Genomic DNA, 9,813 nt, shown 5'->3' on the forward strand with positions numbered 1-9,813 from the left:
ATAATATAGTAATATAAAATATTAGTTAATTATTTAACTAGTATTGAAGTAAATAAGAAATTTCAAAATTTTATAATTTTTCATATTTTTAAATATATTCTGTTTAAATTTTGTTAAATTAAAAGATTTTTATAAATGCAGAATTTTTAATTCTAAAAATATATTATATCAAAGTTTTTTTAATTTTTTATTTAAAAAATTTTTATTAATCAAATTTACGGTGTGATTTTATGGTAGGAATCGTAGGTTACGGTGCTTATGTACCTTCTTATAGAATAAAAGTTGAAGAAATTGCCAAAGTATGGGGAGATGATGCTGAATCTCATAAGAGAGGTTTAGTTGTTAATGAAAAATCAGTACCTGCTCCTGATGAAGATACTGTTACTATTGCTGTTACTGCAGCAAGAAATGCATTAAAAAGAGCTGAAATAGATCCTCAGAAAATTGGGGCAGTTTATGTAGGATCTGAATCTCATCCATATGCAGTAAAACCAACAGCAACTATTGTAGCAGATGCTATTGGTGCTACTCCTGATTTAACTGCAGCAGATTTAGAATTTGCATGTAAAGCTGGAACTGCTGGTATTCAAATGAATATGGGTTTAGTTAAATCTGATATGATTGAATATGGTTTAGCAATTGGTGCTGATACTTCACAAGGTGCACCTGGTGATGCTTTAGAATATACTGCATCTGCTGGTGGAGCAGCTTATATTATTGGTAAAAAAAATACTATTGCGGATATTAAAGATACATACAGTTTTACTACTGATACTCCTGATTTTTATAGAAGAGAAGGTCAAACTTATCCTTCACATGGTGGTAGATTTACAGGTAAACCAGCATACTTTAAACATGTTTTAAGTGCTGCAAATAAAATGTTAGAAAAATCTAACACTAAACCTGAAGATTATGATTATGCTTGTTTCCATCAACCTAATGGAAAATTTTACATAAGAGCAGCAAGACAATTAGGTTTTACTCCTGAACAATATGAACAAGGTCTTTTAACACCTAATATAGGTAATACTTATTCTGGTGCAGTACCTTTAGCATTATCTAATATTTTAGATGTTGCAAAACCTGGAGATAAAATATTTGTTGTAAGTTATGGTTCAGGTGCTGGTAGTGATGCATTTGTAATTGAAGTAAATGATAGAATTGAAGAAGTAAAAGATTTAGCTCCTAAAACTGAAGATTATATTGCTGATAAACATTATGTTGATTATGCAGTTTATGCTAAATATAAAGGAAAAATTAAAATGCAATAGGATGTGTTAAAATGAGAGATGTAGCAATTATTGGAGTTTCACAAACAAAATTTGGAGAATTATGGGATTCATCATTTAGATCTTTAGTAGCTGAAGCAGGTATTGGTGCTATTAATGATTCTAATATTGGTGGAGATGATATTGATGCAATGTATGTTGGAAATATGTCATCTGGTCTTTTTGTAAACCAAGAACATATTGCATCACTTATTTCTGATCATATGGGATTAAACCCTATTCCTTGTACTAGGGTAGAAGCTGCATGTGCATCTGGAGGTTTAGCTTTAAGACAAGGTATTTTAGCAGTAGCTTCTGGTTATCATGATGTTGTTGTTTCTGCAGGTGTAGAAAAAATGACTGATGTTGTAGATGCAACACCAGCTATTGCAACTGCTTCTGATGTTGAATGGGAAGCTCAACAAGGTGCAACTTTCCCTTCATTATATGCAATGGTAGCTAAAAGACATATGTATGAATATGGTACTACTAGGGAACAACTTGCAGAATTTTCTGTTATTGCTCATCATAATGCTTCAAATAACCCTAAAGCACAATTCCCATTTGAAGTATCTAAAGATAAAGTTTTAAATTCTACTATGGTAGCAGATCCATTAACTTTATTTGATTGTTCACCAGTTTCTGATGGTGCTGCAGCAGTAGTTTTATGTCCTGCTGAAGATGCTCATAAATATTCAGATACTCCTATTTATGTAAAAGCTTCTCAACAAGCATCTGGTACTATTGCACTTCATGATAGACGTGATATTACCACTATTGATTCAACTAGAATTGCTTCAAGAAAAGCTTATAAACAAGCTGGAGTAAGTACTAAAGATATTGATTTAGCTGAAGCTCATGATTGTTTCACAATTAATGGATTACTTGCTGTTGAAGATTTAGGTTTCTGTGAAAAAGGTCAAGGTGGAAAAGTTATTGAAGATGGTCAAACACGTATTGATGGTGACTTCCCAATTAACCCATCTGGTGGTTTAAAAGCTAGAGGACACCCACTTGGTGCAACTGGTATTGCTCAAGCTGCTGAAGTTGTATGGCAATTAAGAGGTGAAGCTGGTAAACGTCAAGTAGAAGGTGCAGAAATCGGACTTACTCATAATATAGGTGGTACTGGAGGAACTTGTGCAGTACACATCTTTGGAAGAGAACCTAATAACAATTAGGTTTATTCCTTTTTTTTATACTTTTTTACTTATTTTAGTGTTTTTATCTTATTTTATTATTTTATAGTTTAATTTGTTTTATTTTATTATTTGCTCTTTTATTTAGTTTTATTTGAAATATTTTAATGTATTTTTCTTTTATTTAGTTTTATTTTGGAATATTATATTGTATTTTTTATTTTGAAGATTTTTTATAAAATTAATTTTTATATTTTTTATACGTAGTTTTATATATAATAAAATTCAAATAATAAATTGAACTAACCAGTCAGTCATTAATATTTTATAAAATTTATTTTTTAATATTAATTTATAATTTTAGATAATAATTTTATATTATAATATTTATTTAATTGAGACGTGTTTATATGAATGATAAAGAGATAAAAATTCTTGAAGCTTCTATAACTCTATTTAGTAAAAAAGGTTATGGTGCAACTACAACTGCAAGTATTGCAGAACATGCTGGAGTTGCAAAGGGAACATTATTTAATTATTATCCTAATAAAGAATATTTATTTAATCAATCTTTAATTTATGTTCATCAAGATTTAGTAGATTATGTTAGTAATCTAAAGGAGAAAAAAGATTTTAAAAAGGGTATGATTGAAGTTTGGAATAGAACTATAGATTATGGTTTAAAATATTCTGATAATTTTAATTTTTTAATTAAGTATTCCAATTCTCCATTATTAAATGATGAAGTTAAAGAAAAATTAAATAATCAAGGTAAATTTTTCTTTTATGTTTATAATAAATTTCAAACAAGAGGTGAAATTAAAGAACCTTATTATTTATTTTGTAATTTCATGATGCAAGATGTTGTTGCAACTATTGATTATTTAGTAAATAATCCTAATGAAGATATTGAAAAAATTAAAAAGGTTTCTTTTGATTTTTTATGGGCAGGAGTAGGAATTGAAGTTTAGTTTGTTTATGTAATTTTTTATTATTTTTATAGGTTGAAGTTTAATTTGTTTAAATATTTTTTTTAAAAAATTATTTTTTAGTTTTTTATATATTTTAAGATTTTATAATGTATTTGAGGTAATAAAATGAAAAGTTTAGTAGCATATTTCTCAGCAAGTGGTGTAACAAAAGCTGTAGCAGAAAAATTAGCAAAAGTAAGTAATTCAGATATTTATGAAATTGAACCTGAAGAAAAGTATAGTTCTGAAGATCTTGATTGGACTAATCCAAAAAGTAGATCTTCAATTGAGATGAAAGAAAATAAAGAGTTTAGACCTCCAATTAAAAATAATGTAGAAGATATTGATAATTATGACTTAATTTATTTAGGTTTTCCAATTTGGTGGTATACAGCTCCAACAATTGTTAATTCTTTTTTAGAATCTTATGATTTAAAAGATAAAAAAATTGTAGTTTTTGCAACTTCTGGTTCAAGTAGATTAGGTGGAACTATTGATGATTTAAAACCTTCTGCTCCAGGAGCTGATTTTGTAGGTGGAGATAGATTAAATTCATCTATTTCAGAGGATGATTTAAAATCTTGGATTGATAATTTAAATATTTAAATATTTTTTTAATTAAATTTTTATTTGGGTATTTTTATGAGTAAAGAATGGTCACTTAAAGGTCCTATGGAATTAGATAGTATATGTGATAAAAAATTTTCAAGAGCATTTAATATTTTATATAAATTAAATAATCTTAGTCCTGATAATATTAATCAGAAAAATGATATATTAAATGAATTATTAGGTGAAATTGGTGAAAATACAGAAGTTTTAATACCATTTAATTGTAATATAGGTACTAATATTAAACTTGGAAAAGGAGTTTTTATTAATCAAAATTGTATATTTTTAGATACTGACACTATAGAAATTGGTGATTATACAATGCTTGCTCCTGGAGTAAATATTGTTTGTGCAGATCATCCAGTTTCTACATCTAAAAGAATCTTACCAATTGATGATGAATTAGAAGATGAAAACTATTCATATATTGATGAATATGGGGATTTTGATGAATCTATTGATTATACTTTTGTAAATATTAAAAAACCTGTTAAAATTGGTAAACGTTGTTGGATTGGTGTTAATGCTATTATTCTTCCTGGTGTAACAATTGGAGATAATGTTGTAATTGGTGCAGGAAGTGTAGTAACTCATGATATTCCAAGTAATACTGTTGCTGTAGGTTCTCCTGCAAGGGTTATTCGTAAAAATATTTAAAATTATTTTTTAAAAATAGTTTATAGTTAGTAAACTTATAGGATTAATCTTTTTATATTGTTTATTAGTTTGTGTTGTGGAATTTTATAGAGTATTGTGTTTTTTTTTATTGTTTATTTAATTTTTTAGACTTTAATTTTCTATATTTTATTTAGGAAATTTATTATTTAGTTGAAAATTTATTATTTTATTTTTGGAGAAATTTTTATGAAAAAATTTGGATTTGGGTTAATGAGACTTCCACTTAAAGATGATGATGTAGAAAGTATTGATTATGATGAAACTCAAAAGATGGTAGATGAATTTATTAAAAGAGGATATAATTTCTTTGATACCGGTTATCCTTATCATAATGGTTTATCTGAAATTGTTTTTAGAGAATGTGTTATAAAAAAATATCCTCGTGAAGATGTAATAATATCTGATAAAATGCCACTTTTTTCTCTTGAAAAAGAAGAAGATCTTGAAAGATTTTTTAATGAACAATTAGAAAGATGTGGTGTAGATTATTTTGATTATTATATGTTACATAACTTTTCAACATGGACTAGAAAGGTAACTTTTAATTTAAAAGCTTTTGAATTTATTATTCAGAAGAAAAAAGAAGGTAAAATAAAACATATAGGTATTTCTCTTCATGATAAACCAAAACTTCTAAAATTAGCATTAGATAAATATCCTGAGATAGAATTTGTTCTTTTACAAATTAATTATCTTGATTGGCAAAGTAATACAATTGATTCAAGGAAAGTTTATAATTTAACTTGTGAATATAATAAAGATGTTTTTATTATGGAACCAATTAAAGGTGGAAATTTAGTTGATATTCCATCAAATGTTAAAACTTTATTTGAAGATTATAAACCAGATTCAACTCCTGCAGAATGGGCATTACGTTTTTGTGGAAGTTTAGATAATGTTAAAGTAATTCTTTCTGGTGTAAGTAATATGGAACAATTAAATGAAAATCTTAATACTTTTAATAATTTCAAACCATTATCTAATGAAGAGTATTATATGTTAGGTCAAGCTGCTACATTAATTAATCAAAATGTAGTTGTAGATTGTACTGCTTGTAATTATTGTATTAACGAGTGTGAGCATAATATACCAATTCCTAAATATTTAAGAACATATAATGATTACTTTAGATTACCTGAAAATCAAAACTTCTCTGCAACAGGTTATTATAGGACTCTTTCTTTAAGTCCAGAATATGGTAAAGCTTCTGATTGTGATGCTTGTGGTGATTGTGTAAAACAATGCCCACAGAATATTAAAATACCTAAAATTATGGAAAAAATTGCAGAGCTTTTTGAAAATGAAGAATAAGTTTTATAATTTTAATTTAATATTTTTAATATTAAATTTAATTTATTTTTTTATAATTTTAAGATTTTTTATTTTTATAAATTGTTTTTTGTTTTTATTATAATATTATAGGTAATAATATGGAATGTGAAGAAATAAAAGTAGATTTATCTGAATTATCTGAAGAACATGCTAAAAGTATGGATAAACTTAGAAAATTATTATTTAAATTTAATAATACATTACCAAATTCTGAAGAATCTTTAAAATTATTAAATAAAATTGTTGGAGGTATTGGTGAAAATTCAACAATTATCGCACCATTGTTTGGTGCAGCTTTAAATATGTTAAAAGTAGGTAATAATGTTTTTATAAATAGTAATTCTTTAATGATGGCTCGTGGTGGAATTACTATTGAAGATAATGTAATGTTAGCAGCTAATGTTCAATTATTATCAAATAATCATGATTTATATAATAGATCTATTTTATTATGTAAACCAATTTTAATTAAAGAAGGTGCATGGATTGGAGCAGGAGCTACAGTTTTACCTGGTGTATGTATTGGTAAACATGCTGTTGTAGGTGCAAGTGCAGTTGTTACAAGAGATGTTCCTGATTATAGTGTTGTAGTAGGTAATCCTGCTAAAGTTATTAAAAAACTTGATAAATCTAAATTTTAAATATTATTTATAAATTTTAAATGTTTATTTATAAACTTATCACAATTTCTTTTATAAAATCCAACAAGGGGACCTACAAATATTGCTGCAAATATTGTACCTTCTCTTATTCCAACAAGATTTTTTGTATAATATAATGAGATAATAGTTGCAATACTAATTAATGTAATATCTACAAATGGTTTGACTTTTGAGTATACACTTTTTTTAATATGAGCAATAGATAGTACAAAACCATCAATAGGTAAATAAACTACTGCAGATTTTAACTGTAGATAAATTCCAAAAGCAAGGATTAATGCACCTACAATACAGAAAATCCATTGTGTAATATAGTTATATGGATTTAGTTCTTTAATTAAGTATAATGATATATCAATAAAATATCCATATATAATTGCAACAAAGAATTGTAAATATTGTAATTTTGGAAATTTATTTTTTAAAATAATTAATTCAAGTAAAATTAGTATTATATTGAAAATCATTGAGTAAACACCAATACTAAAAATAGGAAATATAATACTTAGTACATTTGGAATTGCTACAAGTGGTGAAGTTCCAAGTGTTGCTTTTACTGAAAATGCTACTCCTAGTGAAGAGATAAATAATGAAATTATATAAAAAATATATAATCTATAATCTCTTAATTTTTTATTCATATATCATATTGTGTTTTTTAGATTATTTAAAAATAGTTTTTATTATAATTTTGTTGTAATTTAATATTTATTTTTTAAATAGTTTTTTGAATTTAGTATTTTAGTTATTTTTTTATGTTGTTTTTAATAGTTTTAGAGTTTAGTATTTTAGTTATTTTTTTATGTTGTTTTTAATAGTTTTAGAGTTTAGTATTTTAGTTATTTTTTTATGTTGTTTTTAATAGTTTTAGAGTTTAGTATTTTTATTAGCTATTTATTTTTTAATTAGCTTTTAAAATTAGTATTTATTTAAAAAAAGTTTTAAAATAATATATAATTTATAATATTATATATTATCGTTTTAAGATTAAGTATTTAAAAATAGTTTAAAGTAATATACAATTTAATATATTATCTTTCTAGTCTTCTTATCCTTTTACGATTATGTGGATCTTCATTTGGAATATCTGTTACATGTTTATCATGATGTTTATTTAAACTTTCATTATTATTTTCTTCATTAATATTGAATGTTTCTGTTCCAATATTAAAATTTAATTCAGAATTTGTGAGATTAGTATTGCATTCTCCATATATTGGACTAATTAAAAATATTAAACATAATACTAAAATTGAAATATAGTTAACTAAATTATGTTTAGATATTAACATTCTCTTCATAATTAATAGTATATTATTAACTATATATAAATGTCTTTTATTAATATAATTTTGAAATTTTGTAATAATTCTTATTTTCAGATATTATCTTTTATTTTTAATATCATATACTCTTATGTCTTTAAATTTTATAAATATAGTTTATAATTTATAATATTTTATTTAAAGATGAGTTTATCAATATAATCCATATCAACATTATCTTCAATAAGTTTTGCAAGTTGTTCTATTGCATTATCAATACTATCTTCATATTGATCTTTACTTCCATCATCAAGTTTAAGTCCTTTTTTATTTCGTATATAATTTAAGAAGTTTCTACGTATGGAATAATTATGGAATATTCCATGTATATATGTTCCAAAACATAATCCTTGTCCTGTAGCACCATCAAATGGACTATCATAATCATTTCCTACTCCTTCTTTAACAATAAATAGTGGGAATGTAGTATCAATTGATGGATTAATTATTTTTGTTGTACCTTCATGTTGTTCATAACCTGTGATTTCAGTATTTTCAAGATCTTTAAATAAAATTTTAGAAAGTCCACATAAGTAATCATTATCGGGGATAATTGCTTTTGTTTGGCATGCTGCTTTAACGGTATGTGAAAATTCTGTTTTTATGTTTAAAAGTCCTAAACATTTAACTTGTTTAAGATTTGATTCTTTCATATTCTTATCAATGATTTCATTACCCAGTATTTGATAACCACCACAAATACCTATTACCGGTATTTTATCTGAAAGTTCTATTATTTTACTTGCAAATCCACTATCCATTAATTTTTTTGCATCTCCTGTTGATGTACGTGTACCTGGAATAATAATTGCATCAACATCATCAAGTAATGTAGGTGAATCAGTTAATTCTATCATTCTTAATCCAACATCAGGTTCTACTTCAAATGGATCAATATCTGTGAAATTAGCTATTTTTGGAAGTTTTATAACTCCAATATTTATATCTTTTTTAGTATTATCGAATTTATGTTCTCTTAATGATTGTGAATCCTCTTCAGGAATATTTAGTGTTTCATCATAAGGAACAACTCCTAGAATTGGTGCATCTATAATTTTTTCTATTTTATCAATTCCAGGTTTTAATATATCAAGATTTCCACTAAATTTGTTTATTATTACAGCTTTCATTCTTGAACGGTCTCTGTCATCAAGAAGAATAAAAGTTCCAGCAATAGCTGCAAATACTCCGCCACGGTCTATATCTGCAACAAGAATAACATTTGCATCAGCCATATGTGCAATTTCCATATTTGCAATATCTTCTTTTCTCATATTTATTTCAGAAGGTGAACCTGCTCCTTCTATAAATATTATATCATTTTCTGCTGCAAGTTTATCATAAGATTCTTGTATTGCTTTTACTGCTGTATCATGATATTTATGTTGGTAATAGTAAAAATCCATATCTCCAACAGCTTTTCCTTGTATAATAACTTGTGATTTAAAATTTCCTTTAGGTTTTAATAATATAGGATTCATATCGACAGTAGCTTCTTTTTTTGCAGCAAGTGCTTGTACATATTGTGCAATTCCAATTTCTCCATTTTCACTAGTTGTATATGAATTCAATGACATATTTTGTGATTTAAATGGTGCTACTTTATATCCTCTTTTCATATATATTCTACATAATGCCGTTACAAAAAGACTTTTTCCTGCATTTGAAGAGGTTCCTTGAATCATTAATGCTTTTGTCATAATTTTACCTAATATATTATATATTATATTATTTTGCTAAAATTTTGATTTAAGATAAAAATTAGTTTTTTTTTAATTTTAACAATAATAATATTAAACTAAATTTTATTTTTGGTAATTCTAATT

At 25.3% G+C, this 9,813-nt stretch carries 10 protein-coding genes; 7 read left to right on the top strand and 3 right to left on the bottom strand.

The annotated features are described in order from the left end of the window. Positions 1 to 230 precede the first annotated feature (230 nt). The 7 genes from BGI41_RS04515 (at position 231) to BGI41_RS08700 (ending at position 6,641) form a co-directional block, all read left to right on the top strand. Complete coding sequence (locus BGI41_RS04515) at positions 231 to 1,271, top strand: hydroxymethylglutaryl-CoA synthase (protein WP_088539041.1); 1,041 nt, start codon at positions 231 to 233, stop codon at positions 1,269 to 1,271. An 11-nt stretch (positions 1,272 to 1,282) separates the two neighbouring features. Continuing rightward, entirely contained in the window at positions 1,283 to 2,449 is a 1,167-nt protein-coding gene (locus BGI41_RS04520; protein ID WP_088539042.1) for a thiolase domain-containing protein, read from the top strand. Positions 2,450 to 2,817: 368 nt separating this feature from the next. Further along, on the top strand, positions 2,818 to 3,378 hold the full coding sequence (locus BGI41_RS04525) for a TetR/AcrR family transcriptional regulator (RefSeq protein WP_088539043.1): 561 nt from the start codon (positions 2,818 to 2,820) through the stop codon (positions 3,376 to 3,378). 126 nt (positions 3,379 to 3,504) lie between these two features. Then, positions 3,505 to 3,984: a flavodoxin gene (locus BGI41_RS04530; protein ID WP_088539044.1), complete on the top strand. Its 480-nt coding sequence runs from the start codon at positions 3,505 to 3,507 to the stop codon at positions 3,982 to 3,984. 36 nt (positions 3,985 to 4,020) lie between these two features. Then, positions 4,021 to 4,647, top strand: a complete 627-nt coding sequence (locus BGI41_RS04535; RefSeq protein ID WP_088539045.1) for a sugar O-acetyltransferase — start codon at positions 4,021 to 4,023, stop codon at positions 4,645 to 4,647. Between the two features lie 207 nt (positions 4,648 to 4,854). After that, positions 4,855 to 5,979, top strand: a complete 1,125-nt coding sequence (locus BGI41_RS04540; protein WP_088539046.1) for an aldo/keto reductase — start codon at positions 4,855 to 4,857, stop codon at positions 5,977 to 5,979. Positions 5,980 to 6,098: 119 nt separating this feature from the next. Then, positions 6,099 to 6,641, top strand: coding sequence for a DapH/DapD/GlmU-related protein (locus tag BGI41_RS08700; protein WP_088539047.1), 543 nt, complete (start codon positions 6,099 to 6,101; stop codon positions 6,639 to 6,641). On the opposite strand, the gene BGI41_RS04550 is transcribed toward BGI41_RS08700, so the two are convergent. The 3 genes from BGI41_RS04550 to cobQ all read right to left on the bottom strand — a co-directional run bounded on the left by BGI41_RS04550 (position 6,638) and on the right by cobQ (position 9,687). Further along, positions 6,638 to 7,303 carry a YitT family protein gene (locus tag BGI41_RS04550; RefSeq protein WP_088539048.1) on the bottom strand — a complete coding sequence of 222 codons (666 nt, stop codon included), beginning with the start codon at positions 7,301 to 7,303 and terminating at the stop codon, positions 6,638 to 6,640. The genes BGI41_RS08700 and BGI41_RS04550 overlap by 4 nt on opposite strands. Before the next feature lie 390 nt (positions 7,304 to 7,693). Next, on the bottom strand, positions 7,694 to 7,954 hold the full coding sequence (locus BGI41_RS04555) for a hypothetical protein (RefSeq protein ID WP_088539049.1): 261 nt from the start codon (positions 7,952 to 7,954) through the stop codon (positions 7,694 to 7,696). Positions 7,955 to 8,121: 167 nt separating this feature from the next. Continuing rightward, the gene (cobQ, locus tag BGI41_RS04560; protein ID WP_088539050.1) at positions 8,122 to 9,687 is read right to left on the bottom strand and encodes a cobyric acid synthase CobQ; all 1,566 of its coding nucleotides are present in this window, start codon (positions 9,685 to 9,687) and stop codon (positions 8,122 to 8,124) included. Positions 9,688 to 9,813: the final 126 nt, after the last annotated feature.

It is taken from the genome of Methanobrevibacter sp. 87.7 (genome assembly GCF_002208625.1).
Classification (GTDB): domain Archaea; phylum Methanobacteriota; class Methanobacteria; order Methanobacteriales; family Methanobacteriaceae; genus Methanarmilla.